Source organism: Pseudofrankia coriaricola (assembly GCF_001854805.1).
Lineage (GTDB): Bacteria > Actinomycetota > Actinomycetes > Frankiales > Frankiaceae > Pseudofrankia.
Genome location: NZ_MBLO01000027.1, coordinates 17,386 through 42,311 on the forward strand (window position 1 = coordinate 17,386; position 24,926 = coordinate 42,311).

At 69.7% G+C, this 24,926-nt stretch carries 28 protein-coding genes and 4 pseudogenes; 15 read left to right on the forward strand and 17 right to left on the reverse strand.

The window, feature by feature from the left end; all coding sequences use genetic code 11:
• Positions 1-71: 71 nt before the first annotated feature.
• Positions 72-863, forward strand: a pseudogene (locus tag BCD48_RS56370) (alpha/beta fold hydrolase); the annotation flags it as partial.
• Here the strand turns inward: BCD48_RS56370 and BCD48_RS54755 are convergent.
• A complete protein-coding gene (locus BCD48_RS54755) occupies positions 778-1,101 on the reverse strand; it encodes a universal stress protein (RefSeq protein ID WP_349307995.1) in 324 nt (107 codons plus the stop codon). The pseudogene BCD48_RS56370 and the gene BCD48_RS54755 overlap by 86 nt on opposite strands.
• Before the next feature lie 304 nt (positions 1,102-1,405).
• Here BCD48_RS54755 and BCD48_RS04935 point away from each other — a divergent pair, with 304 nt between their 5' ends.
• Together BCD48_RS04935 and BCD48_RS45480 are read left to right on the forward strand one after the other, a co-directional pair.
• On the forward strand, positions 1,406-1,846 hold the full coding sequence (locus BCD48_RS04935) for an SsgA family sporulation/cell division regulator (protein WP_071047039.1): 441 nt from the start codon (positions 1,406-1,408) through the stop codon (positions 1,844-1,846).
• 57 nt (positions 1,847-1,903) lie between these two features.
• Complete coding sequence (locus BCD48_RS45480; protein ID WP_083418188.1) at positions 1,904-2,281, forward strand: HPF/RaiA family ribosome-associated protein; 378 nt, start codon at positions 1,904-1,906, stop codon at positions 2,279-2,281.
• Between the two features lie 84 nt (positions 2,282-2,365).
• Here the strand turns inward: BCD48_RS45480 and BCD48_RS04940 are convergent, their stop codons facing one another.
• The 7 genes from BCD48_RS04940 to BCD48_RS04970 form a co-directional block, all read right to left on the reverse strand.
• Positions 2,366-3,019, reverse strand: coding sequence for a response regulator (locus BCD48_RS04940; RefSeq protein ID WP_198543086.1), 654 nt, complete (start codon positions 3,017-3,019; stop codon positions 2,366-2,368).
• A gap of 172 nt (positions 3,020-3,191) precedes the next feature.
• Positions 3,192-4,853 (reverse strand): sensor histidine kinase, encoded by a 1,662-nt coding sequence (locus BCD48_RS04945; RefSeq protein ID WP_071047041.1) that lies wholly within the window; start codon positions 4,851-4,853, stop codon positions 3,192-3,194.
• 263 nt (positions 4,854-5,116) lie between these two features.
• Entirely contained in the window at positions 5,117-5,296 is a 180-nt protein-coding gene (locus tag BCD48_RS51980) for a hypothetical protein (protein WP_071047042.1), read from the reverse strand.
• A gap of 531 nt (positions 5,297-5,827) precedes the next feature.
• Entirely contained in the window at positions 5,828-6,760 is a 933-nt protein-coding gene (locus BCD48_RS04955; protein ID WP_241841516.1) for a TIGR03564 family F420-dependent LLM class oxidoreductase, read from the reverse strand.
• 453 nt (positions 6,761-7,213) lie between these two features.
• On the reverse strand, positions 7,214-7,828 hold the full coding sequence (locus BCD48_RS04960) for a class I SAM-dependent methyltransferase (protein ID WP_071047043.1): 615 nt from the start codon (positions 7,826-7,828) through the stop codon (positions 7,214-7,216).
• A 9-nt stretch (positions 7,829-7,837) separates the two neighbouring features.
• Positions 7,838-8,899, reverse strand: a complete 1,062-nt coding sequence (locus BCD48_RS04965; RefSeq protein ID WP_071047045.1) for an LLM class flavin-dependent oxidoreductase — start codon at positions 8,897-8,899, stop codon at positions 7,838-7,840.
• Positions 8,896-9,585: a hypothetical protein gene (locus BCD48_RS04970; protein ID WP_198543084.1), complete on the reverse strand. Its 690-nt coding sequence runs from the start codon at positions 9,583-9,585 to the stop codon at positions 8,896-8,898. Before BCD48_RS04970 ends, BCD48_RS04965 begins: the two co-directional genes overlap by 4 nt.
• Positions 9,586-10,002: 417 nt before the next feature.
• Between BCD48_RS04970 and BCD48_RS04975 the strand changes: the two genes are divergently transcribed.
• The 5 genes from BCD48_RS04975 to BCD48_RS04995 all read left to right on the forward strand — a co-directional run bounded on the left by BCD48_RS04975 (position 10,003) and on the right by BCD48_RS04995 (position 14,101).
• Positions 10,003-10,314 carry a helix-turn-helix domain-containing protein gene (locus BCD48_RS04975; protein WP_071047047.1) on the forward strand — a complete coding sequence of 104 codons (312 nt, stop codon included), beginning with the start codon at positions 10,003-10,005 and terminating at the stop codon, positions 10,312-10,314.
• Between the two features lie 54 nt (positions 10,315-10,368).
• Positions 10,369-11,139 carry an NAD(P)-dependent oxidoreductase gene (locus BCD48_RS04980; protein ID WP_083418189.1) on the forward strand — a complete coding sequence of 257 codons (771 nt, stop codon included), beginning with the start codon at positions 10,369-10,371 and terminating at the stop codon, positions 11,137-11,139.
• A gap of 151 nt (positions 11,140-11,290) precedes the next feature.
• Complete coding sequence (locus BCD48_RS04985) at positions 11,291-11,938, forward strand: class I SAM-dependent methyltransferase (RefSeq protein WP_071047050.1); 648 nt, start codon at positions 11,291-11,293, stop codon at positions 11,936-11,938.
• A 481-nt stretch (positions 11,939-12,419) separates the two neighbouring features.
• Positions 12,420-13,016, forward strand: coding sequence for a SigE family RNA polymerase sigma factor (locus BCD48_RS04990; RefSeq protein WP_071047052.1), 597 nt, complete (start codon positions 12,420-12,422; stop codon positions 13,014-13,016).
• Positions 13,013-14,101, forward strand: a complete 1,089-nt coding sequence (locus BCD48_RS04995; RefSeq protein WP_071047053.1) for a hypothetical protein — start codon at positions 13,013-13,015, stop codon at positions 14,099-14,101. The genes BCD48_RS04990 and BCD48_RS04995 overlap by 4 nt, the downstream gene beginning before the upstream one ends.
• Before the next feature lie 166 nt (positions 14,102-14,267).
• Here BCD48_RS04995 and BCD48_RS05000 read toward each other — a convergent pair whose 3' ends face one another.
• Positions 14,268-14,939 carry a winged helix-turn-helix transcriptional regulator gene (locus BCD48_RS05000; protein ID WP_071047055.1) on the reverse strand — a complete coding sequence of 224 codons (672 nt, stop codon included), beginning with the start codon at positions 14,937-14,939 and terminating at the stop codon, positions 14,268-14,270.
• 210 nt (positions 14,940-15,149) lie between these two features.
• Here BCD48_RS05000 and BCD48_RS05005 point away from each other — a divergent pair, with 210 nt between their 5' ends.
• Positions 15,150-15,959 (forward strand): SAM-dependent methyltransferase, encoded by an 810-nt coding sequence (locus BCD48_RS05005; protein WP_071047056.1) that lies wholly within the window; start codon positions 15,150-15,152, stop codon positions 15,957-15,959.
• Between the two features lie 250 nt (positions 15,960-16,209).
• Here BCD48_RS05005 and BCD48_RS53175 read toward each other — a convergent pair whose 3' ends face one another.
• From BCD48_RS53175 to BCD48_RS05030, 5 genes and pseudogenes are all read right to left on the reverse strand, one after another.
• A complete protein-coding gene (locus BCD48_RS53175; protein WP_071047057.1) occupies positions 16,210-16,404 on the reverse strand; it encodes a hypothetical protein in 195 nt (64 codons plus the stop codon).
• A gap of 226 nt (positions 16,405-16,630) precedes the next feature.
• Positions 16,631-16,807: pseudogene (locus tag BCD48_RS55415) on the reverse strand (hypothetical protein); the annotation flags it as partial.
• Between the two features lie 169 nt (positions 16,808-16,976).
• The gene (locus BCD48_RS05015) at positions 16,977-18,596 is read right to left on the reverse strand and encodes a DHA2 family efflux MFS transporter permease subunit (protein WP_083418190.1); all 1,620 of its coding nucleotides are present in this window, start codon (positions 18,594-18,596) and stop codon (positions 16,977-16,979) included.
• A gap of 56 nt (positions 18,597-18,652) precedes the next feature.
• The gene (locus tag BCD48_RS05020; RefSeq protein WP_083418191.1) at positions 18,653-19,192 is read right to left on the reverse strand and encodes a TetR/AcrR family transcriptional regulator; all 540 of its coding nucleotides are present in this window, start codon (positions 19,190-19,192) and stop codon (positions 18,653-18,655) included.
• Between the two features lie 281 nt (positions 19,193-19,473).
• A complete protein-coding gene (locus BCD48_RS05030; protein ID WP_071047061.1) occupies positions 19,474-19,878 on the reverse strand; it encodes a ThiF family adenylyltransferase in 405 nt (134 codons plus the stop codon).
• A gap of 152 nt (positions 19,879-20,030) precedes the next feature.
• Here BCD48_RS05030 and BCD48_RS05035 point away from each other — a divergent pair.
• Positions 20,031-20,269: pseudogene (locus tag BCD48_RS05035) on the forward strand (IS6 family transposase); the annotation flags it as partial.
• A 23-nt stretch (positions 20,270-20,292) separates the two neighbouring features.
• On the opposite strand, the gene BCD48_RS51990 reads toward BCD48_RS05035, so the two are convergent.
• Together BCD48_RS51990 and BCD48_RS05040 are read right to left on the reverse strand one after the other, a co-directional pair.
• On the reverse strand, positions 20,293-20,559 hold the full coding sequence (locus BCD48_RS51990) for a hypothetical protein (RefSeq protein WP_198543088.1): 267 nt from the start codon (positions 20,557-20,559) through the stop codon (positions 20,293-20,295).
• A 90-nt stretch (positions 20,560-20,649) separates the two neighbouring features.
• Positions 20,650-21,009: an Rv1352/Rv1906c domain-containing protein gene (locus BCD48_RS05040; protein WP_131803784.1), complete on the reverse strand. Its 360-nt coding sequence runs from the start codon at positions 21,007-21,009 to the stop codon at positions 20,650-20,652.
• 399 nt (positions 21,010-21,408) lie between these two features.
• Here BCD48_RS05040 and BCD48_RS05045 point away from each other — a divergent pair, with 399 nt between their 5' ends.
• The 5 genes and pseudogenes from BCD48_RS05045 (at position 21,409) to BCD48_RS53180 (ending at position 24,241) form a co-directional block, all read left to right on the forward strand.
• Positions 21,409-21,612, forward strand: coding sequence for a cold-shock protein (locus tag BCD48_RS05045; RefSeq protein ID WP_007507818.1), 204 nt, complete (start codon positions 21,409-21,411; stop codon positions 21,610-21,612).
• Between the two features lie 199 nt (positions 21,613-21,811).
• A complete protein-coding gene (locus BCD48_RS05050; RefSeq protein ID WP_241841517.1) occupies positions 21,812-21,994 on the forward strand; it encodes a hypothetical protein in 183 nt (60 codons plus the stop codon).
• A gap of 891 nt (positions 21,995-22,885) precedes the next feature.
• Positions 22,886-23,710, forward strand: coding sequence for an SAM-dependent methyltransferase (locus BCD48_RS05055; protein ID WP_071047063.1), 825 nt, complete (start codon positions 22,886-22,888; stop codon positions 23,708-23,710).
• A gap of 50 nt (positions 23,711-23,760) precedes the next feature.
• A pseudogene (locus BCD48_RS55420) lies at positions 23,761-24,039 on the forward strand (nuclear transport factor 2 family protein); the annotation flags it as partial.
• On the forward strand, positions 23,939-24,241 hold the full coding sequence (locus tag BCD48_RS53180; RefSeq protein ID WP_241841518.1) for a sigma-70 family RNA polymerase sigma factor family protein: 303 nt from the start codon (positions 23,939-23,941) through the stop codon (positions 24,239-24,241). The pseudogene BCD48_RS55420 and the gene BCD48_RS53180, both read left to right, overlap by 101 nt.
• Positions 24,242-24,633: 392 nt before the next feature.
• On the opposite strand, the gene BCD48_RS53190 is transcribed toward BCD48_RS53180, so the two are convergent.
• On the reverse strand, positions 24,634-24,926 hold a 293-nt coding region (locus BCD48_RS53190; protein WP_241841519.1), incomplete at its 5' end, for a hypothetical protein.

Sequence of the window (24,926 nt, forward strand, 5' to 3'; positions counted from 1 at the left end):
ACACATCCCGGCCCGCCGCGGCTGATCTTCCAGTCGCGGCGGCCGACATCTGGCTGAAAAAGGAAGCGTCGATGATTGGGATATCACCCGTCCGCCATCAGCCGTCCCGTTTCCCCGACAGGGTTGATGCCGCGTCGCACTGGGTCGATCTGGACGGACCGACGCACTATGTCGATTTCGGGGGCCCACAGCGCGGGCCACTGCTGGTCTGCGTGCATGGTCTTGGCGGTTCCCATCTCAACTGGTTCGCGCTCGCGCCCCGGTTGACCCTGTCGTGCCGTGTCCTGGCCGTGGACCTGGCCGGCCACGGCCTGACCCAGGCCCTGGGGCGACGCACGACTGTCGAGGCCAACGTGCAGTTGCTCGGCAGGTTTCTTCGAGAGGTCGTGGGCACGCCCGCGATCCTGGTAGGAAACTCGATGGGTGCGATGATCGCGGTCCTGGCGACCGCAGCCGACCCGGACGCCGTGGCCGGCCTCGTCCTGATCGACCCGGCTCTGCCCGCGCGACCGGGCGGACATCCAGGGGTATTGATGAGCCTGGGCATTCTTGGCTACGCGCTCCCTGGCGTTGGCAGAGCCCTCGTCACAGCATCGCGGCGCTGGGCAGGGGCCACACGTGGCATCGAGTCAACCTTGAAGGTGTGCTGCGTTGACTCCACGCGGGTGCCGGCTGACCTCGTTGAGCGCTCCGTCGAGCTGGCCGAACGGCGCTTGTCCTATCCAGGTACCGAGTCTGACTTCCTGCACGCATTTCACAGCACCCTGCGGGCCCTGGTCACTCCCGCACGTTACGAGGCGACCATGGGCGGGATACGGCAGCCGGTTCTGCTTCTCCACGGAGAGAAGGATCCACTGGTGTCGGTGGAAGCGGCCAAACGGGCCGCCCGCCCGCGGTGGGCGTTCGACGTGGTGCCCGACGGGCGAGGTGGTAGACGCGTTGCGGGCGTCCGTCCGCCGTCCACGCGACGAGCGCCGAAATTGCTGCCGGACGGAGCGTCGCCTCGTGACACGCCCATCGCAGCGCCGCCTCCGAGCCAGGTGATCCATCGATGCCGACGAGTATTCGCATGGGGTGGGTTGGTGCGTCAGCGCGGTCCATGGTGCACCTTCCGGGTCGCGGTTCGCTCGCTCGGTACCACTGTCCCTTTGGGCGCCTCGGCGGACATCGGCCGTCAGGCTGGCCGTCGCGGTGCGTTGGTCCCCGTCCCGGCGGGGCTGCAGTCTCCTGACACCGGCGACCATCGAGTCATGCGGGGTGGTCCCAGAGGTCCGTTCCTCCCACCAGACCGGACCGACCGCCTCAGGATCGTGCCGGATAACGCAGGCAGAGTGGTCACGCGAGCGAAGAACGGCCCGCGACACGGACTAGGAGGGTCGAGATGCCGCACTCCCGGTCATCCCCGATGAAGAAAATCAGCTGCGACTTGCGCATCGGCTTGGTCATGGACAACGGAGAGCGGCTGCCCCTGACGGGCCATCTACGCTTTGACCCTGCTGACCCCATCGCGGTAACACTCGTCGTTCGGATGCCGGCCGACGAGACCGTCGCATGGACGTTCGCGCGCACCCTGCTCATGGCAGGAGGTCCTCGACCAGCCTCGGTGGGCGACGTGCGGGTCCAGCCGGTCCACGGTAATAAACGACGGGTCATGACGATCACGCTGACTGGCCCGGATGGCCACGCGGATCTGGAACTGCCATCTCAGCGGGTCGCTGCCTTTCTGCGCCACACCTACGAGGCCGTTCCGCCCGAGGTGGAAGCCGGTCTGATCGACTGGGACGCCGAGTTTGGACCGCTACTGGGGCTTGGAGGTACCCGAACGGAACGTCCGACCGACATGTGACCCGCCTGGCGACCGGCGACTCACCCGACGGCGCCGCAGCACAGCCTGGAGGAATCAATGACCAGTACTTCGCGGCTCGGTCCGGGAACCATCACGGTCCAGATCACCGGACCTGTTTCCCAGCCAGCACGTGACTACGCCGTGGAAAAGGTGAACGCGTTGGCACAGCTATGCCACGAGCCGATCCTGCATGCCCGGATCAGCCTCGACGCGGGCGGACGACCTGGCACCGTCCCCGCATCAGCGGCGGTGAGTCTGGACGTCAATGGGACACCGGTACGGGCACGGGCGGAGGGAACGACGCTACGTGAGGCGATCGACCTTCTCCAGGCGCGGCTGAGGACGAGACTTCTGCGATATGAGGACCGCCCGCACCGAGGCCAGCCAGTCCGGACGGGCCCGTCCGCCCGGCCCGAGGACGAGCACGAAGCCTGAAACACCGCCCCCGACCTCGTCGCCGGTTCGCGGGCGACCTGCCTGCCCGGCCCCAGCCGCCCCGCTAACCGGTACCAGCGCCCATCACGGGGCCGAGCTCTCCCCTCCAAGGTGCTTGTACGCAAGGACGGCGGCCTGGGTGCGGCTGGTCAGCCCGAGCTTGTCCAGAATGCTCGACACGTAGTTCTTGACGGTCTTCTCGGACAGGTGGATGCGCGTCCCGATCTGACGGTTGGTGAGTCCTTCGGCGACGAGCCCCAGGATCTCGCGTTCGCGGGGGCTGAGCTCCGCCAGGACCGGGTCCTGCTTCGGTCCTTCGCGCAACCGGGCGAGCACCCGCTGCGTGACCGACGGCGACAGCAGCGACTGGCCGGACGCCACCGTCCGGATCGCGCCCACCAGGTCAGTGCCGCGGATCTCCTTGAGCACGTAGCCCGCGGCGCCAGCCATGATGGCGGAGAAGAGGGCCTCGTCATCGTCGTAGGAGGTCAGGATCAGGCAGGCGACGTCCGGATGCGTCGACCGGATCTCGCGGCAGACGTCGATGCCGCTGCCGTCGGGGAGCCGGCCGTCGAGGATCGCCACGGTGGGCGTCAGGGCGGGTATACGCCGCAGCGCTTCCGCCGCGAGCCCCGCCTCTCCCACCACTTCGATGTCGTCATGACGTTCCAGGGTCCGCCGGAGACCATCCCGCACGATTTCGTGGTCGTCGAGGATGAATACCGTAATCTTCTCCACGCCGAGGACGATACGCGGCACGACTGGGGCCGATATCCGGCGATCGGAGTGGTGACCTCGGGACCTTCGTCATGCGAGGCGCACGTCGAACGACCGCAGCGAGCGCACTTCGGCGGGGTCTTCGATGATCGCGGAAGGTCCTACCGCCCCGGCTGCGCGCAGCCGGGGCGGCCTAGATCGGAGCGGTCCAGCGCAGGTGGGTGCCGCCCCCGACGGGAACCGCCAGCGTGAACGTCCCGTCGAGTGACTCGGCACGTTCTCGCAGGTTGGCCAGGCCGCTGCGGCGGACCGTCTCCCCGATTCCCACGCCATTGTCCTCGGCGTCGACGACGACCTCGTCGTTCTCCAGGCGCACGCTGATCCGCAGCGTGGTGGCGCGGGAGTGGCGGGCCGCGTTGGACACCGCTTCCCGTATCACCGCGAGCACGTGGGTGACCAGCGTTTCACCGACGACCGTGTCCAGAGGGCCGGCACAGGTCACCGTCGGCGCGAAGCCGAGCCCGGCTTCGGCGTCCCTGGCGATCTTCTCGATCGTGGCGCGCAGACTGCCGCGCCCGAGCTGGGCGCTTCCCCGCAGCTCGAAGATCGACCGTCGAATATCCTTGATCGTCGCGTCGATGTCCTCGACGAAGCCGTTCAGGCGGTCGGCGTTCGCGGTGCTCTCGTACTGCGCCACGTCCTGGACACCCAACGCGACAGCGAACATCCGCTGGATCACGTGGTCATGAAGGTCACGGGCAATCCGGCCGCGGTCGGCGAGCACCACGAGCCGTTCTCGCTCGGACTTGGCGCGGGCGAGCTCGAGGCCAACCGCCACGTGGCCGGCGAAGCTCGATGCCATGTCGAGCTCCGCGGCCGTGAACGCCCGACGCCCGCGGGCGTGTCCCAGAAGCAGAACGCGGCGGTCGGCGTCCGTGCCGGCTCGCAGCGGCACGGCGATGAGGGACCCGACGTCAGAGACTCGTTCCAGATCGCAGGCGTCCACGTCGGCATTGCCGGTGAGCACGGGGCGCTGTTCGGCGAAGACGCGCCCGGCCAGGCTGCTGTCAAGGGGGATCGCGTTCCCCCCGATATCTGCTCCGGCGGCGACCTCCACGATCGCGGAGACGGGGTCACCGCCGCGGACGACCATGGCCGCGTAGTCGGCACGCGCGGTGGTTCGAGCCCGCTCGACAACCAGCACGATCGGGTCGGACGGGTCCGCCATGACCTCGTGAGTCACCTCGGCCGACGCACTCATCCACTGGTGCCGCTGCTGCGCTTCGTCGAACAGCCGGGCGTTGTCGATCGCGACGCCGGCGGTGGCCGCCAGGGCGAGCGCGAGTTCCTCGTCCTCGGCGGTGAACGCCCGGCCGTCGCGTTTCTCGGTCAGGTACAGGTTGCCGAAGACCTCGCCCCGCACGGTGATGGGCACGCCGAGGAAGGTGTGCATCGGCGGGTGCCCCGGCGGGAAACCGACGGCGTTCGGGTCGCGGGCGATGTCGCCCACTCGGCGGGGACGCGGGTCGTCGATCAGAACGCCCAGCACACCGTGGCCAGTCGGTAGGTGGCCGATGTGTGCCACGTCCGCGGAGTCCATGCCGACGTGGACGAACTCCTCGAGAGTTCGATCCGGCGCCACCACCCCCAGCGCCCCGTATCGCGCGTCGAGGAGTTCGCAGGCAGCCTCGACCACCTGTCGTAGCAGCGTTGGTAGGCGCAGGTCGGTCGTGACCATCCGGTTGGCGCGCAACAGGCCGCGCAACCGGCCCTGGGTGGCCATGACGTCCTGGGCACGTTCGACCAGCTGGGCAAGCAGCTCATCGAGCTCGAGGCGACCAACGGTCGGAAACATCAGGTCGTCGCCGACGGAAGGCGACGCTGGTCGTCGTGCATCGGACGGTTCGACCCGAACCTCGGGCCGGGTGACTGCGTCCACGGCGGGAGCATAGCGAAACCGAGTTCAGCAGGCCGTCTGTTCTCCGCATATCTGCGCATGCCTCCGCCTCACCTCACGCTGCTGGTGCCGTGCGGCGCCGGGCGTGTCAAGTACCAAGGGACGTCATTGAAGGCCGGCCAGGTCCTCGCCTGCCCCGATGCGTTGGTCAACCGAGACCGCTACCGCCATGTCACGGCGTCATGGCCCGCGGCGTCGCCGATCGTCACCGCCAGCCGACCGTCGTCGAGGCGGAAGGCGTCGATCCAGTCGCCGCCGATGGCACCGCGGCCGGCCGGACGTCGGCGCCAGCAGGCCTGAATTCCGCCGCCGTCCCGCCGATGAATGCGGTGGGCCGTCATCGTCACACGCTCCTGTTCCGCCGTCCCGTTACCACTGAGATCACCTCCTGTGGCCGCGGGAGGTTGGCGGGTCCCAGGATTGCCCACGAGCGGTGCCGTCGACAGGGACTTTCGGTCCTGCCCGCACGTCTCATAGGTCTGATCGCCACGCACGCCTGGCGCAGACGCTTGAACCCCGGGCGCCGCTACCGCCCACCACAGCCGGGATGGTTGGCCAGCCTGCGGGAGGCGCCGGGGTGATGCCGGTCGGGAGGCGTTTCTGTCGCCGTCGTCGGCCGAGGTGGATGGGGAACGCAGGCGCCAGCAGCCACCGGACGCGGCCGGCCCGCCGCCGCGACCACGCCCGCGGTCATCTGACGGGATCGACTCGACGGCCTCATCCGCGAATACCAGCAGGCAGCGTGACCGGACCCGATCTCGGGCACCCACAGGCCGACGGAAAAGGACCCAACCAGGGCACTTCGCCGGCGGCCTGCCCGACTCTGTGGGAGCGCGGGGTGCGATTCCCCCGGGCCACCCGACCAGAGTTGCTCAGAGCGTGGCGAGTACGTCCAGAGTGTGCCGGCGGCTGGCCTCGCCCTCGATGCTCAGGACGGACGCACACAGGTCAGTCACCCCAGCGTCCGCGAAGCGCCGCAGACGTGCCCGCACTGTTGCCTCGTCGCCGATGACCGCCACGTCTACGGTGTTGCCGGTCTCGCCCCGCGACAGGATGCGATCGTAGCTGGGGATGCCGGAATACGCGGAGAACAGCTCGGCCGCCCGCTCCCGGGCCGCGTCCACGTCGTCCACGACGGCGACCGGCACACCCGCGACCACTCGGGGAACAGGTCTGCCCGCCGTCTCCGCGGCGGCATTGATCTTCGGTACTACGTGTTCGCCGATCGCGCGTTCGTCAGCCCACCAGGTGATCGTGCCGTCGGCGAGCCGGCCGGCGATCTCGAGCATCCGAGGGCCCAGCGCCGCGACGAGAACCGGCACCGGTGAGCCCTCGGGGACGTCGAGCATCGCGGCCACCGAAAAACGGTCACCCTCGTGCCTGACGTAGCCGGTTCCCGCGAAGCAGGCCCGGAGCACCTCGACGTACTCCTCCGTGTGCGAGGCGGGCCGGTCGTAGGAGAGCCCGTACATAGACTCGATCACGACCGGGTGCGACGGACCGATACCCAGCGTGAGTCGGCCGCCGGCGACCGCCTGCACCGTGAGCGCGTGTTGGGCCAGCGACATCGGGTGGCGCGGAAAGGTCGGTACCACGGCTGTGCCGAGCTCGAGCTCCTCGGTGACCCCGGCGGCCAGCGCCAGCGCGGTCAACGCGTCCAGGCTCCATGGCAGATGCGGCACCCAGCCGGTGGACAATCCCCGGGCCTCGGCGTCCCTGGCGTTGTCGAGCAGTTCCTTGGCGGTCGTGCGTTCGCCGGTCGTCCGCCCGATGAACACCCCGACCCGCATGCGGTTCCCGCTCACGCAGCCCCCATTCCCATGCCCGAGGAACATCCCACCCGATTCACAGCGTCACCCTGGATGCGTGAACCGGCGGCTGTGCCACGTGCGAGCGTGCCGCGCGCCCAGTTCCAATAATGTATACGATCTCGCGCCTGGGTTGGGGCGGAAGGCGCAGTTGTGTTGAGCTGGCCCGAGCCATGACAGGGGCCGTAGCGCAGGTTGGGCTTGCCGGAAATGCTATCCGCCCTGCTCAGGGCGGCCGCAGTCGTGCCGGCCGGTCGTGTGGCATCGACCGCTGTGGCCAACACAAATTTCGACGCCAGGATATACCTCCGTGGTGCGCGGGGAATTCCATGGCCTCGAAGGTGAGGCCGAGCGCGCCGACCACGGGGTGGTAGAGGCGCTTGGCTCCGGTGCGGTGGAAGCGGACGTCCAGCCACCTCTCCGAGTTGTCCTCCCTTCGCCCTCGCGGCATCAGGCCAGTTTCGACGCGACGCCCTCGTAGGCGAAGCCGATCAGGGCCGTCCCGCCCATCTGATATGTCCTGGCCGACTCCAGGGTCAGTCCGGACTTCTCGACCAGATCGTCGATCCGGCGGTTGAGGTGGCAGCCTCCGACGAACCTGCCCCAGGCGGGTGTGAGCCGGTCCTGCCAGCGAGCGACGGTGGGTTTGGGCGAGCGGCCGTGCTCGGTGAAGTGCAGTGTGCCGCCGGGCCGCAGCACTCGATGGATCTCGCGCAGCGCCAGTTCGGCGTCGGGGATGGTGCACAGCGTCCAGGTCATGAGGACATGGTCGACCGACGCGTCCGGAAGGAGCAGCGCCTGGCCATCGTCGCCGATGAACTCGATCATGAAGGGCGCCGCGGCGATGCGAGGCGCCGCGAGCTTGCGTCCGACGGCGGCGGGCTCGACCGCGAGCAGGCGAGTGACTCCCGCCGGAAGATGCGGGATGTTGCGTCCCGACCCGAAACCGATCTCCAGGACCTCGCCGGACAGCCCGGCCGCGACGCGCGCCCTGGCCTCCTCCATCGGTCTGCCGAGGACAAGATCGACAAGTCGGGGCAGCACCTGGTCGTCATAGAAGCCCATCACGACTCCTCATCGGTAGGCCTGGGCGGAACCTGCGGGAGGCGCGGAACCTGCGGGAGGCAAGGCCGCGTCCGGCCTTGTTGGTGGGGCCGCGGCCACCAGGGTTGCCTCGATGGTGGGCCAGGGCAGGCCGGGTGGCAGCAAGACGGTGACGATGTCGGCTGCCTGGTCCCACGCCTTGAGCTGCTCGGTGACCTGGTCGACGGTTCCGTACGCGGCGAGCTGGTCGAGTACGGGCTGGGCGGAGGGCGGCACGGTCCCGCGCCGGGGGCTTGGCCGCGGGTTGGCGGCCATGATGGCGTCGACCTGTGGGGCGTAGCCCTGGTCGGACACCGACCGGGCATAGACGCCGCCCATGGCGGTGAGGTACCAGGCGGTACACGCGGCGGCGATGTCCCTGGCAGTGTCGGGGTTCTCGTCGGCGACGGTGATCGGTCCGGCCGCGACGGTGAGGGGCGCCCGGTGCGGAGCGATGGTCTCGCGCAGGCGGTTGAGCTGTTCTGCCGAGGATGCGAGGCGATCCCGGGCCATCAGCGCGGGGATCCAGCCGTCGCCGAGCTCGGCGGCCACCTGGGTCGTGCGCGGGCCGAGCGCCGCGACCCAGATGGGCACCTCGGAGGTGGGCGGCTGGCCTAGTCGCAACGGGTGCGCGCCCGGGAGGCGGCGCAGGAGGGCTGGCTCGCCGGCGAGCAGCGCGCGGACCTGGGTGACGACGTCGCGCAGCTTGGCGGCCGGATGCTCGAACGGGGTGTCGTGAAATCCCTCGACCAGCGCTCTCGTGCTGGTACCCAGGCCCAGTCCGTACCGCCCTCCACAGACCTGTTGCAGAGTGGCGGCGGTCATCGCCAGCGTCCCCGGGGTGCGCCCCCACACCGACAGCACACCCGACACGACCTGGATACGGCTGGTGCGCACCGCGATCTCGGTCACGATCGGGGTGGAGTCCAGCCCCCATCCCTCGGGTACCGCGAAGGTCTCGTACCCCAGCTGCTCGGCCAGCACCGCGGCCTTGACGATGACATCCCAGCGAGTCTCCATCGGCGTGAGCCCCACGCCTCGCCGCTCCGTCATGACGCCTCTTCCACGGGCATCCCGCACCCGGAGCGTGGCACGGTAAGCCACACGGCCCTGGCCGCCGCGAGCACCTCGCCACCGGCCCCCAGCAGCGCCGAGCCGGCCATCAGCTTGCGGCCGTCACGTCCGAGCGGCCAGGCGATCACCCGGCACTCGTCGCCGACCGCCGGCAGCGCCGCCACGGTGGCGGTCATCCGGCCAAGCAGGACGGCGGCATCGTCGCCGAGATCGGCAGCGTCGATGGCGGCGATCCCGCTGGGACAGTCCAGTGCCGCCCAGACGATCTCCGAGGGCACTCTGCCGCTGCCGTCCGCCAGCGAGGCATCCGGTGCCCACGGCGCCGCCCACACGTCCCGACCCGGCAGCCGCCCAGCGAAGATACGCAGGCCGTCGCCTGATCCGCGGCGTATCCCGCAGACGAAACACGCCGGGTACAGCGGGTCTTGGAAGTACCGCGCGCGGCCCTCTGCCGCGCGGGCCTCGGCCGCGGAGACGGTGTCGGGCACGCACAGCGTCGCCCCGTCCCGGGCGGGCTCGGCCTCGGCGACGAGTGCGCCGCCATGACGAGCCCGCACCGAACCGTCGGTATCGGCGTCGACGGCCAAGGGCGTGGCCAGCGGCGGAGGTCGGCGGAGGGTGACCGTCGCTGGTCCGTCGAGGTATGCGGCGAGGCGACCGCACATATAGCCACCGTTGGCGGTGCCGGCCGGACCACCGAAGCGAGACGAGACCGTCAGGGTGGGCAGTACCCCGCGACGCATGTCCGTGCCGGCCGCTGGCGGGAGAGTCGGCCTTGAGGCGTGTGACATGGGATTGACGCTAGGACTGCCGCCCCGGGCGGGCCATCGGGTGAACTACCGACACAGCGTCCCTCGTCCCCCCTGCTGGCCCGGTCAGCGAGCACGGGCATCGGGTGTTCGACCGATCCCTCATAGGAGCTGGCGCAACCGCTGTTCGGTTGCGGGGCTGTTCACGAGCCGGGGTGCGTGGCGAGTGGACGGGTGTGTGCGGTTGCCCGCTGCTGTTGCCGCCAGGCTCCGGGCGGATTTCCGTGGTGGCGGCGGAAGGCTGCCGCGAAGGCGAAGGGTGAGCCGTAGCCGATGGTGTCGGCGATCGAGGATGAGCTCACGCTCAGGGACCTGGCGACTCACGCTCACACCAGCGTTCGCAACCTCACCCGCCGTTTCCAGGCCGAGACCGGCCTGAGCCCGCTGCAGTGGCTTCCCCACCAGCGGGTCGACCGGGCGCGGGTTCTGCTGGAGTCCACGACGCTGCCGATGGACCAGGTCGCCCGGCGCAGCGGCCTGGGTTCGGCCGAGTCACTCCGCCAGCATTTCGTCAGGCGAATCGGCGTGTCCCCCAGCGCCTATCGCGCGAGCTTCGCGCACTCGTCCGCACCGCTCGCGAACTGAGGGCCAGCCTGATGGCGGGCGCACGGGCGGTGACCGACGACGGATGATGCTCTGATGAGCCGCATCGCGATTCTTCACCCGGGGGAAATGGGCGCGGCGGTGGGCCGGGCGCTCGTCGACTCCGGCCACGACGTGACCTGGCTGCGCACCGGACGAAGCGAGAGCACGCGCCGTCGCGCGGACGCCGCCGGGATGCGCGCATCAGTCGACCTGCGCGACCGCGACGTCGTCCTGTCCATCTGCCCGCCCGCCGCCGCGGTGGAGACCGCCCGGACGGTTGCCAGCTTCTCCGGGTTGTACGTGGACGCCAACGCGATCAGCCCGGGCACCGCCTCCGAGGTCGCGGCGGTGGTCCACGCCCACGGAACCGCCTACGTCGACGGCGGGATCATCGGGCCGCCACCGGAGCGACCCGGGACCACCCGCCTGTTCCTGTGCGGGGACCGAGCCGAGGAGGTGGCCGCGCTCTTCCGCGACACCCGCGTCGAAGCCGTTGTGCTGTACGGCGATCACACGGCCGCGTCGGCACTGAAGATGACCTACGCGGCGTGGACCAAAATCACCACCGCTCTTCTGATCAGCGCCCGCGGCGCCGCGAAGCACTACGGGGTCGACGAAGCTCTAGCGGCGGAGTGGGTCCGGTCCCAGCCCGAGCTCGGCACCCGCCACGCCGCCGCACTCGACGCGGCAGCCCACAAGGGGTGGCGTTGGGAGGAGGAGATGCACCAGATTGCCCGCACGTTCGCCGAGGCGGGAGAACCAGCCGGCTTCGGCGACGCCGCCGCCCAACAGTTCGGCCGCTGGCCCCGCCCGGCCAGCTCCTGACCGGGCGGTACACCCAACCCGCCGCCCAGCTATGACACACCCATCGCCTTCCGCGAACGCCCGACCCTGGATCACCAGGAATGCGACCCCGGACCAGGACCCGAGCTCACCGCCATCGGCTGAGGCCACACCTCCAGGGAGCAACCCCGCCATGTCCGACCTCGACAGCCAGGTTCCCTACTGGGATGCCGTCGCGGCCACGAAGACGTTCACCCACCCGCTCGATCCGCGCTGGCTCGACGGGATCAGCAGGCACGCCGCGATCCTCGACTACGGATGCGGCTACGGCCGCGTCCTGGCGGAGCTCGAACAGCACGGCTTCGACAACCTCACCGGCGCCGACACCTCGCCAGAAATGATCGAACGAGCGCGCGGCACGCACCCCGTCACGCGCTTTGCCGTCCTGGATGCGCCACCGCTCGCGCCTTTCCCCGACGCCGGCTTCGACGCGGTCCTGCTCTTCGCCGTGCTGACCTGCGTTCCAGGCGACGCCGCGCAACACCGGTTGATCACTGAGCTGCACCGCCTGCTCAGGACAGGCGGAGTCCTTTACATCAGCGACTATCTGCTGCAGGACGACGAACGCAACCGCCGTCGCTACGGCCGCTACGCCGACCGCCATGGCGGCAGCTACGGTGTGTTCGAAACGAGCGACGGCGCGGTCTGCCGCCATCACTCCCGCGCGTGGCTTTCCACCCTGCTCGCCGGGTTCGAAACGGTCCGCACCCACCAGATAACGGTTGCCACCATGAACGGGCACGAGTCGACGGGTATCCAGATCCTTGCCCGCAAGCCCTAGCCGCACGATCAAGGTTCGGAACCCGCACCCACCACCAGCCGGGCCACCAGCTTCTGCCATTGCACGCGGCGCGGTGGATCACTCGTTGAGGCAGGTGAAATTGGGGTCGGAGGCGCCGTACTAACCCCAATCCGCGGCCGAGACGCGAAATACCTCCGCGCCTTTGACGACGTGTTCGCCGCCGAAGACATCCAGGTCGTGCGGACGCCGCCGCGGACACTCCAGGCGAACTGCTCGGCGGAGCGGTTCATCCGCTCCGTCCGCCAGGAGTGCACCGACCGGATCCTCCTCTACGGCGAGTGTCACGCCACCGCCGTGCTCGGCGACTACGCCCGCCACTCCAACGATCACCCTCCCCCGTCTGATCACGTAGAGCCGCCCGGATCGTTTCATCCTTTTTGTTCCACTCATAGTGCGCCAGCTCCGTCGCGTTGACGCGGGCGACGGGGGCAGGGAGCGCAGCGACAGGAGGCGGCCGAGGGTGCTTGACGACCGGGAGAGGAACGACGGTGACGACCCGGAGTGGGCGTTCGAACGGTTCGTCGCCGTTTCGGGGGACCGGCTGCTGCTGACCGCGCTGTGGCTTGTCGGCGGTCACCGGGGCGAGGCGGAGGATCTGCTGCAGGGCGCGTTGGAACGCACCTATCGCCACTGGAACCGGGTCCGGGCGGGAAACCCGGAGGCCTACGTCCGTCGGGCGCTCGCCAACGCCGCGACCAGCCGCTGGCGCCGGCTGAGGGTCCGGGGCCACGAGGTGCCGCTGCTCGCCGAGCACGAGCCCGCCGGCCCCGACCTGCTCGACCACGCCACCCGGCTCACCCAGCGGGACGGGCTGGTCCGTGCGCTCCTGTCGCTGCCACCCCGCCAGCGGGCCGTCATCGTGCTGCGCTACCTCCACGACCTGCCAGAGGGCGAGGTGGCGGCCACGCTCGGCTGCTCGATTGGCTCCGTCCGTAGCCAGGCGTTCCGCGGTCTTGCCAGGCTCCGCGACAGCCACCACCTGGTCGACATCGCCGACACCCTGCCCGGCGACGAGCCGGCCAGAGCGAACACACTGCGCAGGAGGAACACGCTGTGACCACGAACCACCTCGAGGACGAGATCCGCGCGACCCTGCGGACCGGGCTCGGACACCCGTCCGTCGACCCTGGGCTGGCGGAAGCGGTCCGTCATCGCGTCCAGCGCCGCCGTCGGCAGACCCGCGCCCTCGCCGCCATGGCCGTGGTCGCGGTCGGTGTCTCGCTACCGGTCGTCCTCCGCACCGACGGGGCTGAGCGCGACAGCCGGCCGGCGCTGGCGGACACCACCTCTGCCTTTGCCGCTCTGGACTGGGCGAACACCACCGTCGACCCACCGGCGGAGTGCGCCGCGGGCGGTGGCGCACCGCAAGTGACGCTCCGCCACGGCGGCGGGCTGGTATCCGGCGCGACCAGCGAAGGTCCTGGCGCGGGCATGCTGCTGGTGTTCGGCGGTTCCTCCGCCGGCCGTTTCGTCGCCGGGTCCACCGCCGAACACGCGGCTGTCCTTCTGTACTGCCGCCACCTTGACCCGGGCGGCCCCGCCGTCGATACCTCGTTCGTTCAAATCTACCGCGACGACCGCACGCTGCTCGCCACCCTCACCCCGCCCGCGGTCGACGGCCAGGTTCCGACCGGGTTTGCCGACCGGAAGGTCCGCGTCACCGGCAACGAGCTCTTCACCGCGGTCGACTACCCACCTGCGCAGGACACGCCCGGGCTGATCACCCGCCGTACCTTCGTCTGGCGGTGGAATGGCACCGAGTTCACCCCGTTCCTCACCGGCGAGGAATCCATCCAGGTGGTCCCGAAGGCGTTCATCGACGTCTGGGCTGGCGACATCGCGCGCAGCGATCTCGCCGCGCCCCAGCGCGTAGCCCTCGAGATCGCCGGCGGCGAGCAGGGAACGGTCATCGGCACGCTGCTACACCTACACTGCTCCGGGAAGATGAAGCTCCTGTCGGCCGCGGCCGACGGCTCCGAGATCTACCTGGAGGAGCTGCCGGGGAACAACGGCTGCGCTCCGCCGCCCGTCCGCCTGACCATCGACGCCTCGGGCCGCCTGCACTACGACTATGTGCCGCCCACCGACTCCAGCTCGAACGTCCAGAACCTGACCGGCGGCGGCATCTTCACGAATCCCTGATTCGCGTGGGCCCGGCCAGAAGGTCTGGCCGGCTGCGGCTCGCCGATCGGGCGGGAGTCCGCGTCGTTCCGATGGGACAGCAGCACGCCCTCGCCGCCGCCGGGTAGCACGACGTGATCCGCCGGGTTGAGGGGCTACGTCCTCGAGCTCCCCACCCGGTCGGCCTTCAATGCTCAACGGCTTCGGGTTGAGTATGCGCTGGTTGCTCGTCGATGGGCTGGAGGCGGGTGAGCAGGTCGCGGCGGCCGTGGACGGTCAGCCCGATGCTGGTGGCCAGGTCGATGTCGATCACACCGGCGAGCAGGCCCAGGATGGCACGGGGTGGGCCGTCCAGGATCAGGTCGGGGTTGTCAGCGCGTCCGACTCGGCTGCGGACCTGTCCTTGGCCGACCTCGATGACGGCCTGCTTGTCTGATGCGACGAGCTGGATGGTCACCGGCGGGGCGTCGGGATCGGTATCAGTCGTGAACCAGGCGGGGGCGTAGGCGAGCCAGCGTGCCTGGAACTCGTCTCCGGGCCGTTCGACGGTCATGTGGCGCAGTCCCCAGAGTCCGAGCGCCTTCAACACCGGTTCCAGCGCCAGGCCGTTCTCGGTCAGGGAGTACAGGACGGTGGCGACGGGGGGCGGTGCGTCCTCGCGGCTGATCAGCCCGGCGTCCTCGAGCTCCTTCAGACGGGTCGACAGGAGGTTGGTCGCGATGCCGGGCAGCCCGTTCTTCAGGTCGGTGAACCGGCATCGGCCCTGCAGCAGTAACTCTCGGGCGATCAGGAGCGTCCAGCGGTCCCCCACGACGTCGAGGGCGCGGGCGATCGAGCAGTACTGGCCGTAAGTCCGCACGAGCTCACCCCAGGTGTCGATGGTTTAGTTTCTATATATAACGGTGGAGAAATTCTATCATCTGGACGTAGTCTTCAACCGTGATCCTGTATGGCCGTGGAGCTGGTCGTCCCCGCGAACGCGGCGCGACGGCGATCACGCCTGCCGATGCCCCAGACCCCACCTAGTCGATCTGACGGCAACCACCAGCGACGGAAGGGACCTCGTGCGATGACCTACGGAGAAACGACGGTCGACCAGACGATCGAGCGGCTCCTGACCGAACATCCGGACCTGGACGCGTCGGCCGACGGTGCGCTGGACAACCTCGACCAGTTCCACATCGGCGGCGCCGACGCGGTCGACCTCCTCATCAGCGGGCTCGCCCTCGCCGAGGGCGACCGCGTCCTCGACATCGGCTCGGGTCTCGGCGGACCCGCGCGCCAGATCGCCCACCGCACCGGCAACCACGTCCTCGGCGTCGACATCACCCCGGCCTACGTCGACGCCGCCCGCGACCTGACCGCCAAGGCCGGACTAGCCGACCTCGTCCGCTTCCAGGTCGGCGACATCGCCACGTTCGAACCCGACCCGCCGTTCCAGGCCGCGATCACGATGCACGTCCAGATGAACGTCCAGGACAAGACCTCCTGGTTCGCGCACATCGCCCGCCGCCTCGCCCCCGGCGCACGCCTGGCCGTCTGGGAGGTCTGCCAGCCTCGCCAGCGGCAGGCCGACCCGCCCTGGCCGATGCCGTGGTCACTCGACGGCACCGACAGCTTCCTCGTCACCGCCGACTCACTCCACGCCTCGATCGAACGGGCCGGCTTCACCACCACCGAGTGGACGAACCAAACGGCCTGGGCCCAGGCCTGGGTTACCAAGACCTTCTCGAACGGCCTACCCACCGGACCCGCGCTGCCGATGCTCCTCGACGACGGCTACAGCCGCGTCATCAACTACACCGCCGCCCTCGACGACGGATCCCTCGAGGTCTGGCGAGGCTCCTTTACCAGGGACGCAGTCCAACCCACTCGCTGAGGCTTTCGCCCAGGCAGCCGTCGCACGGCGCGGAAGGCCGCCTCATACCCCGGCTGCTCCCCGAAGACGAACCAGCCACCGCTACCTGACCTCGCCCGACCGGTGGGCTCCCGGTTCAAACCGGCTGCAGGCCTTGACCTGCGAGTCGAGGTGACGCTTGATTTGTTTGGTCGGACGTCGGCGATCGGATGATGAGCTTGGCTCTGAGCCCGTTCGACGTCGTGCCGGGCGTCCCAGGCTCGATGGTCCGCTACCACCAGTCCCGCTGACCGCCCGCGCCGAGAACGCGGCGCGCCAGCAACCGCCGTAACGGCGGGATGCGCATGGGGCGTACCCAGAAGAGCTCCATCGTGTTGGGCACGGCCACCACCCCGCCCCAGCTCTGGCTTCCGGCGAACCAGACCGCCCCGGGCTCCGGCGTCGCCAGCCGCTGCCGATCCGTCACGGCCGTCCTTCCTGGGCACTGGCCGCGGCGCACGGGAAGCCGGCCATCCGCGCCCAGACAGTACCGCCCCGCCCCGGGCACCGCCGGCCGTCGGGGCCGGTCTCGTCGTACATCTCCCGCGCCAGCTGCACCTGACGAGGGCCGAGTTTGGGCTTCTGCCCGCCGGTGCGGCCGCGAGCCCGTTCATCGTTCGCTCGGACATCAGCGCGTGCTCGGCGATCGCGCCCAGGATCTGGAAGAACATGCCGCCGATGGCGGTGGAGGTGTCGATGCCCTGGTCGAGCGCGACCAGGTCGACGTCGCGGGCCTGTAGGCCGGCGGACAGTTCGAGGAGGTGTTCGAAGGACTGAACGCCATTGGGTGAGACCGGTGCGAGCGCGGAGGATCTGGCCCTGGCCGTCAGCTTCGAGGCTCATGTGCACACGAGTTCAGACGTCAGCGTGGACGTCTTCGGAGGTCGGCAACCGGGATGCCGGCGACAGGTGGAGCCGGCCGGCCCGGGTGGGGTCGGCCGGCTCCACCTGTCGACAGGCTTTCGCCTCTGCGTTGGGGGTGTGTCTTCGGGGTGTGGGTCAGGCCGCCGGCTCGGGTTCGGTCTGGAGCTGGGGTGCCGCGGCCGTCCGGGCGGGCAGGTAGCGCAGGGCGATGGCGGCGGCGGCGAGCAGGGTGGCGGTGGCGGCGGTGAGGGCGAGGTTGGTGCCGTGGATGAAGGCGCTGGCGGTGGTGTGGGCGATGGCTTGCCCGGCCGGGCCGGGGGTGTGGTGGGCGATCGCGGTGGCAGCGCCGATGGACTGTCCCGCGGTGGGCGCGGTGGCGGCGGGCAGCTGGTGGGTGAGGGTATGGGTGTAGGCGGTGGTGGCGATGCTGCCGAGGATGGCGATGCCGAGCACGCTGCCGAGGTTGCGGGTGGTGTCGTTGATCGCCGAGCCCACGCCGGTCTTGGCGGGGGGCAGCGCGTTCATGATGGATGTGGTGGCGGGTGCCATCGCCAGGCCCAGGCCGGTGGACATCACCACGGTGGCGATCAGGTAGTGCGGGTAGGTGGACGCGGTGGTGGCGGTGGCGAAGAAGGCGAGCCCGCCGGCCATGACGAGTAGGCCGCCGGCCACGGTGGCCCTGGTCCCGAGCCGGGTGGCGAGGTGGGCGCCGAACTGGGAGGCGATGGCCAGGGCGAGCGCGGAGGGCAGGGCGCGGACGCCGGCGCCGAGCGGGGAGTAGCCGAGAACGAACTGGTAGATCTGGGTGAGTAGGAACGTCGCGCCGGTGAGCGCGAAGAACATTGTCATGATCGCGGCGGATGCGGCGGTGAAGCGGGGGTTGCGGAACACGGTGACGTCGACCATCGGGTGGTCACTGTGCAGCTGCCAGCCGGTGAAGGCGGCGAGCAGAGCCGCGGCGGCGGCGGCGCGGGCCAGGGTGGTGGTCGAGGTCCAGCCGGCGGCGGGGGCTTGGATGAGGGTGTAGGTCAGGGTACCCAGGCCGGCGATCGACAGCAGCGCGCCGGCGAGGTCGGGCCGGACCGGGCGCGGTGCGCGGGAGGCGGGTACCAGCAGTGCCCCGGCGGTCAGGGCGACCGCGACGACGGGCAGGTTGACCAGGAAGATCGACCCCCAGGAGAAGTGGGCCAAAAGCCAGCCGCCGGCGGTCGGGCCGATCGCGACACCGAGCCCGCTGACTCCGGACCACAGCCCGATCGCCTTGACGCGCTCGGCGGGGTCGGTGAACACGCTGGTGAGGATCGACAGCGTGGCGGGCATGACGAACGCGGCGCCCGCGCCCATCAGGGCACGTAGCGCGATCAGCTGTGCGGTGGTGGTGGTCAGCGCCGCGCCGAGCGAGCCGGCGCCGAACACGATCAGCCCGGCGGCGAGGGCGCGGTGTCGGCCGTAGCGGTCGCCGAGGGCGCCGGCGGGTAGCAGCAGGGCGGCGAAGGCCAGGGTGTAGGCGTCGACGATCCAGGCGAGGCCGCTCGCGGTGGGATGCAGGTCGCGGGACAGGGTCGGGAGGGCCACGTTGACGATCGTGGTGTCGACCACGATCACCAGCAGGCTCAGGCAGAGTACGGCGAGGGTCGCCCACCGGCGGCGGAACGGGCCGGGCGCGCTCGCTGGCCGGGCGCCGAGGGAGGCGGGAGTCGCCGGGGCGCTCGGACGGGAGGGATGGGTGCGGGAGGGAGCGTGGATGGTGGTCATGCCGGGAACCTCTCTTGATTGATTGACCTATAAATTGATGCCGAAAAAAAAGACGATCAGTGGGCGGGCGGGGCGAACGCGTAGGAGCGCGGCAGGTCGATCGTGACGCCAATGGTCAGCAGCATCCCGGTGGCGAAGAACCGGGCGACCTGCTCCTGGTCGGCGCCCGTCATCTCCTTCACCGCGTCGAACAGCTCGACGAAGCGGCGGTGCACATGCGCTCGGATCTCCGGGTCGGCGGCCGCGGCGAAGCCCTGCATCCGGCACCGCATCAGGTCCTCGTCGGCGAGCAGGACCTGATAGGCCCGACCCAGCAGGCGCAGAGACTCAACCGGCGACTCCGCCGGGCGCAGCGCCGCGGCGAAGACCCCCCGGATCCGCTCATGCACCTGGTCCTGGCAGGCAAGGAACAACACCTTCTTGTTCTCGAACAACGCGTAGATGTAGGGCTGAGAGATCCCAGCCCGAGCCGCGATCGCCGCGGTACGCGCCGCGTGGTAGCCGTTCTCGGCGAACTCAGCCACCGCGGCCGCCAACACCTGCTCGCGGCGCTCCTCCATCGAGAGGCGCTGCTCATGGACTCGCCCAGTGGTCATGGGCCCATTATTGATAGGCCAATCATAAGATGTCAAGCCGAGCCACCGGCCGCCGCGGCTGACATCCCCCCGGCCCCGCCGACGACAAGGAGGACCCCTCGATGCCCTCGCCTCGCACCCGCGCCGTGCTGGCCGCCACCATGGCCGCGGAGCGGCAGATCCAGGCCCGCGTCCTGGACGCCGCCGACACCCTCGACCCGAACGACGACAGCCTGACCGCCCAGCAGCTGCGCGAGACAGCGGACGACACCCTGTACCTGCCGAAAATCACGTCCGGCTTGTCAGGCGGCATGTTCGTATTCGTGCAGGATGCCGATCGCGAGGTTCGCCCGCCGGGCGTTGCGCGCGGCGAGGAGCCGCGGGAGGTTGGTGGCATCGACTCGGTCGTCGTCGATCAGAACGAGTTCGCCGACTCCGAGGTGCGCGAGGAACTCCGTGATGATGTTTCCTGCTCCGCCGAGACCGACGACCGCGACGCGCATCCGGGCGAACGCCTGCTGCCCAGCGGCGCCGAACAGCATCGCCTGGCGGTGCCACTGCGCGTCGCTGTCGGGGGCGGGCGCCGGCCGTGCGTGAAGCCGGACGAGATTGTTCCCGGTGATGACGGCGTCGGCGAGGGCGGTGTCGGCGAGGGCGGCGGGTGCCGTCGGAGAGCCAGAGGTCGCCCGTGGCGGCGTGTCGTCCATGGATCGACCAGGACTCGGCTCCACCACGCGGCGGTCCAGCAGGAGTGCACGCCGGTCGGCGGTGACCGAGGACCTGTTGCGTTGGCGGGGCACAGCGGTCGGGCCAGCCGCTAAGGCATGATCGATTGGTGCATCGTCGGAGTGTCCGTTCCGTGGTCGTGGCCTCGGAGTTCGCGGGGTTCCGGTTCCCGCCAGAGGTGATCACGTTGGCGGTGCGGTGGTATCTGCGATATGGCCTGTCCTACCGGGACGTCGAGGAGCTGCTGGCCGAACGTGGCATCACCGTCTACCACGTCAGCGTCTACAGGTGGTGCAGCGCTTCACTCCGCTGTTGATCGACGCCGCCCGGCCATGCCGCCACAGCCCAGGTAGCAGGTGGTTCACCGATGAGGCGGGGCGTTCGTCGTCTTCGGCTCAGCTGGCGGTCGGCACGGGTTCTGCTTCGGTGACCGTGGTCGCGATCTTCCACTGCCGGCCTCGACGCCACGGACCGGTGCGCTTCAAGCCGTTCTCGGCGAGCAACCTGTCGGCGGCCCGTTCGAGCTCCCCGAGGTCGGCCTCGTGATCAGGCCTGTCGAGTCGGGTGACGCCGGTGTTGCCGATGCACTCGCCATCGTCATGGCGATGGCGGCTGACGCGGACTTCGCCGGTGTCGTAGTCGGCTTGGGCGCGCAGGTCCATTTCTGTCAACGGGTCCCTTTTCGCTGGGAGGGCCGGCGTCACGCGGCGACCAGACCGGGCTGTCGTCGGTCTGGTCGCCGCGGCCTGGGCTCAGCCGAGCTTGGTCCACGTGCAGCGAGTCTGGAACGCGACATCGGTCGGCTTGATGGTCACGACGCCGTGGCCTTGGACGTTGCCGTTCGCGAGGATCTCACCGAAGTCCCTGGACGTGCCGGACAGCCGCGCCCAGTAGCAGGAGTCCAGGACGTCCGCGCTGGCGTTCGTGATCTCGTAGGTACCCGGCTGGATGTTGCTACCGACCAGCCAGGTTCCCGGAGTGATCGTCGTCGCCGGTGCAGGCGCGGCGGGCACCGTGGTCGCGAGCAGGGGCGCAATATCGGGCCGCGGCACTTCCGGGCAGTAGGCGATGGCGACCGCGTACACGAAGTCCACCACCTCAGGCCGGGACACGAACCCTGTGCCTGACCGACTCCCGTCGCGATGCATCGACAACACGAGCCTCCCCAGGGGCACGCGCCGGCTTGTCCTGCTCGCCGATGACACGATCATGCCCGACTGGCCGGCCAGCCTTGCCCTCCAGCCAATGGAACTGTGCCGGGCTGATCGAAGCCCAGCCGCGACGACGGGGTGCCCACCAATCCGCCTCCCGACCGCAGACGGCGGGTCGGCGCGATGAGTGATAGGCTTGGCTTCGTTGCAGTTGTAGGTTCCTCGAACATATGGACGCCCGCGGATTCTGACAGCGGGCGTTTGTCGTGTTCCGGCCAGTTCGGCAGTGGGAGCAACCGCACCGCAGCACCCCGGCCCGCGCCAGGCGGTCCCGGTTCAGCTCCCACGAAGGAGAAGCACATGGCTCAGGGCACTGTTAAGTGGTTCAACGGCGAAAAGGGCTTCGGTTTCATCGCGCAGGACGGCGGCGGCCCGGACGTTTTCGTTCACTACTCGGCGATCGACAGCGCGGGTTTCCGCAGCCTGGACGAGAACCAGCGCGTGGAGTTTGACGTCACGCAGGGCCAGAAGGGCCCGCAGGCGGAGCACGTCCGCCCGGTCTGACGCACGCCGCTGGCGTCTGCGTCTCGGGCGCCTCAGCGTTGATCTTTAAACACCTGAACAGCTGTGCGGGTCGGCATCCGACCCGCACAGCTGTCGCCGTGTCCGCACTGTCGGTTCTGCCTGTACCGTGCCAGAACTCGGTTTCGGGGGTTTGACCTGCGACTTCTCCGCCAGGCGCAGCGGTTCATGATCTCTGTTCATGGTGGTTCGGCTGGTATATCTGGTCATGGTCCGGGTCTTCGGCTGGCTCGTCCTGCTCACCCGCAGCGACGCGGCGAGGACGGCGGAACTGCTGGTGCTGCGCAACGAGGTCTCGATCCTGCGCCGCCAGCTCGGACGACCCCGGTTCACCTGGCCCGGCCGCGCCCTCCTGGCCGCCTGACCCGGCTACTCCCCCCGGGAGGTCCGGTCGTGTCAGCTGGTGACCCCGGCGACGCTGCTGGCCTGGCATCGCCGCCTCGTCCGCCGACAGTGAACCTACCCACACCGGTCAGCGCGAGCACCATGCCCACGAAACCTGACCCAACGGTCACCAGGTCCACGTCGTTCATCCCTTCGTCGGTCAACAAGGGCCTCGGCGATGAGGCCCTCACCCTTCTAGAGCCGGCGCGCCCCGCCTGCGTGCACCCTCCGTGCCCGGACCGTTTCACCCCGATTCGTCCCCGCAGGTCGCCGTGCCCCCGCCCGATGGGGCACATCAGCCGCGTCCGAGCGCGCATGCCGGGTCGGGTCCTTCTCGGTCCTGACCCGCGTCCACCGCGCAGCGTCGACGACGTTCCGTTGCAGCGAGCCAGACAGGTGGCCTACGGCCTGAGGCTCGTGCCGCCGTGAAGGGGTTGTCGCCTCGCCGAAGGAACTCACATCGCCGAGCCCCTACCCGCCACTCCATGTCCATCGCACCGTCGGCGTCCACGCCGACGGCTGGCCATCGAGCCCGGCGGGCATGGGAGATCGGCTGTCCGGCCCGACCGGGTGGCCCCGCTTCAACGACAAGGCGCATCACGAGTCTTCTCACAGGCGGTTCGGGCGCCCATCAACCGCCACGGCCTCCCACGGCCTTGAGCCGTCCCCCGCCGCGGCCCCCGCGACAGGGCAGGCCGCGTCGAGGTCCCACGGCCTGGCACGCCCGGGTCCCGGTGAGAGGAAACGACTGGACGGCGAGCAAACGTCCGCCCACCGCGACACCTGCTCACAGCAGCCGAATTGGGGCAGTTCGTTGTGAACGGAGCGGCACGGGTCGTTTAGGGTGACCAGAAAGGACATGTCGAGGGAGATGACAGTGACCACGAGCGCTGTGCCTGACCCCGACAGCACCTACCAGCCCGTGCTCGACACCGCCGTTCCGCACTCGGCACGGGTGTGGAACTACTGGCTCGGCGGGAAGGACAACTACCCGGCCGACCGGGCGATCGGGAACCAGGTCCGCGAACTCTACCCGGAGATCATCAACATCGCCCGCGAGTCGAGGGCGTTCCTGGGCCGGGTGGTGCGGTTCCTGGCCGGCGAGGCCGGCATCCGCCAGTTCCTCGACATCGGTACCGGCCTGCCGACCGCCGACAACACCCACGAGGTCGCCCAGCGCATCGCCCCAGACGCACGGATCGTCTACGTGGACCGCGATCCCCTCGTTCTCGTCCACGCCCGGGCCCTGCTGACCAGCACCCCCGAAGGCGCGACCGCCTTCATGGACGCCGACGTCCGCCAGCCCGACGCCATCCTGGCCGCCGCCACCCGCCTCCTCGACTTCACCCAACCGATCGCGCTGATGATGCTCGGCATCCTCGGCAACGTCGCCGACACCGACGAAGCCCACAGCATCGTCACCCGGCTCCTCCACGCCGTACCCGCAGGCAGCTACCTCGTGGTCAACGACGGCACGATCCCCACCGACGACACCGCCGCGGCGGCGCGCGAGGCGGGCCGCCGCCGCAACGAAGCCGGCGACCCGTACCACCCACGCACCCCCGAGCAGCTCGCCCGGTTCCTCGACGGCCTGGAACTCGTCGAACCCGGCGTCGTCTCCACCTCACTGTGGCGACCCGACCCCGGCACCAACCCCACCCCCGTCGACAGCCACTGCGGCGTCGCCCGCAAATAACACTCACAGTTGCGTTCGGCGACTGGCGGGATTGGTTCGCGACGCTGGAGATGACGACCGCCGCAGTCAACAGCGCCCTGCAACGGGCCAGGGCCCGGCTCGGCGAGGCGGGGCTGCGCGAGGACCAGATCGACGAGCCCGCCGACCCCGGCGACCGCGCCCAGGTCGAGCGGTATGCCGTCGCCTTCGAGAGCGCCGACCTGGCGGCTCTGGAGAAGCTGCTGACCGATGACGCAGTCTTGGAGATGCCGCCGTTCCTCACCTGGTACGCCGGCCGCGAGCCCTACATCCGCTTCATGGCACGCCTCTTCACCCTCCGGGGCACGGGCTGGCGCATGGTGCCGACGCGGGCGAACGGGCAACCCCGCGCTGGCCGCCTACACACGCGCCCAGGACGGCGAATACCACCTGCACACCCTCCAGGTCTTCACCGTCACCGCGTCAGGTATCAGCCGCAACAACGTCTTCCAGGACCAGGACCTGTTCGACTCCTTCGGCCTGCCCGGCAAGATCGGCGGCGCCGAGAAATGACCCCAGGGAATCTTCCGCCAGCCTCGCCGCGACCCCTGTACCGTGCCAGAACTCGGTCTCGGGGCGTTGATCTGCAACTTCGCTGCCAGGCGCCGTGGCGGATGATCGTGGCTCAAGGTCGTGCGACTGGTGTATCTGGTCATGGTGCGGGTGTTCGGCTGGCTCGTCCTGCTCACCCGCAGCGATGCGGCGAGGATGACGGAACTACTGGTCTTGCGCCAGGAGGTCGACGTGCTGCGTCGCCAGGTCGGGCGGCCTCGGTTCACCTGGCCGGATCGCGCGGTCCTGGCCGCGCCGGCCCGACTGCTCCCCCGCGGGGCCCGGTCGTGCCGGCTGGTGACCCCGGCGACGCTGCTGGCCTGGCACCGCCGGCTGGTCCGTCGGCGGTGGATCTACCCGCACCGCACCGGTCGCCCGTCGAATGCACCGACAAGATCTTCCTCTACGGCGAACGCCACACCACTGCCGTAGACGACGTCCTGCACGGCCCCGAGGTGCGCGGTGAGCCCCTCGGCAAGGCCTCCGACCAGACCAGCCACGCTGCCGGCAAAGGTGGCGGTGACAAATCCGCTCACCCCGGAGGCGTGGCCGAGCGCCAGCACCGGATGGTTGTCGTCGTACGTCTCATTGATGTCGTACTCGTCGTAGAACATGATCGCCCTGCCGATGGCGGCGCCCAGGAACG